We start from the raw sequence: 1,745 nt of genomic DNA, 5'->3' as shown, positions 1-1,745 counted from the left end.
TAAGACCTGCTAAGTTTTGTCAAGGGGGGAAAATCAAAATACTGAAAAGAGAAAAATGGCGCGCCTAATCAGGCCGCTGCGCATCTCAAAATGAAACGGCGGCCAACCAGAGCGATATGATAAGGTCAGATCTGTTCTAAAGATTCTAAGTAAGCTTTCACAGTAGCGTAGTAGATCCGCAGGAATTTGTTCGCAGATGCCATCATGTAGACGCGGTAGGGCTTGCCCTCGGTTCGCTTTCTATCCATGAACTGGTAGATCGGTTCATCCGGTGGTGATGTCTGCAAATAGATGCTCATGACAAGGAATAGGGTCCGGCGCAGAGATGATGCACCGACCTTGCTCATGCTCTTGTGCCTGCCGATTACATCGCCGGAGTCGTTGGGCGGGGCATCGATGCCGGCGTAAGCCACAAGGGCTTTCTTAGAGTAAAAACGGCGCACGTCGCCAATCTCGGCCATAAGCTGTGGGCCGAGAGTCGGCCCAATACCAAACATCTCCATGACAACAGGATATTCCGGCAGTTGAGAGGCCAGAGAGTGCATTTCCTGTTTGAGAGCAGCAAGCGCAGCCGAAGTGGTTCTGAGTTGAGATACAGCCTGCTCCACAAGCAGCTTCGTGGTTTCAGCCTTCGGCATGACGCCAATATGCCCGCTGGCTTCATCGTAAATGGCGTGTGCTTTATCCTCGCTGAAGTTGTACCCATGCTTTCGGCACCACCGCTGGTACTTGTTCACGAATGCCTTTTCGGAGCGCTCGCAAACGCACTTGCAATGCCAAAACTCCGCTACGAAATCTACCCACTTCTCGCTTCCATCGGCGCGAGCAGGGCTGTTGAACAGGCGGTTTGCATTTGGGAAAACCGTGTCCAACAAGGAAATCAAATTATTCTTCAGAACAGTCTGGGGCTGTTGACAAAGTCCCTTATCGAAAAAGCAAATAGGTTTTTCTTGCTTGTTTGTTGTTATTTACTGTAAAATATATGCTATTTGATGAACTTTTTGCAAGGCCGTATTTTTGAAAACAGACTTTGTCAACAGCCCCAGTCTGTACCTTGGAATACTGCCGGTACTGACGGTAGCAATTTTTCAGCAACAGCCGAGTGTTTTCCTCCGGAATATATCTTGGCAAGGTAAGCCAGCGGTCAAGGCCATAGTTCGCCAGCTTTACGGCGTCCTTCCGGTCGGTCTTGACACGCCTCAAATCGTTGTTCCCGTAGCTGTGCACCAGCTTTGCATTGACAACGGAAACATATAGTCCAGCATCATGGAGCAGCTGCGCTACCGGCGCATGGTAGTTCCCAGTGGCCTCCATGACCACACGAGTCTCACCGTCCAGGCTTTTGAGCAGTTTTGCCAGCTCGCTCAGTTCACTGTCGGTGTGATGTACTTCAAAGGATGAGATGACAACTTCTCCAAAGGGGCGCATGGCGGCCACCATACTTCTTCCTTTGGAAATGTCAATGCCAACAGAGTTCATGTATCTACCTCCAATACGAATTTGCAACCGGAATCCATCTTTTTCTCATTGCCGATTCAATCTATTGGGTGACGCGAACTCTATGGCTCAACCTGCTCAAATCGAACGCCGCAATAAGGGGATGGCTGACAGTCTTAATATCGGACATGAAAGCCCAAGGAGGGATTGGTCAGCCAGTTGCTCCCCTTATTGTAGCTTAGGCAATGATATGGAAAAAGACACGGCTGGCTGCCGTGCCTTAACCCTAAACATATTATAATAGGAGG

Annotated in this window: 1 pseudogene; it reads right to left on the bottom strand. The window is 49.5% G+C overall.

From position 1 onward, the window contains the following. Nucleotides 1–125: 125 nt before the first annotated feature. Nucleotides 126–1,479: pseudogene (locus tag H8S57_RS18130) on the bottom strand (IS110 family transposase). Nucleotides 1,480–1,745: the final 266 nt, after the last annotated feature.

Origin of the sequence: Lawsonibacter hominis (assembly GCF_014287895.1) — a bacterium.
GTDB classification, from domain to species: Bacteria; Bacillota; Clostridia; order Oscillospirales; family Oscillospiraceae; genus Lawsonibacter_A; species Lawsonibacter_A hominis.
This window is presented reverse-complemented; position numbering and strand designations above follow the sequence as displayed.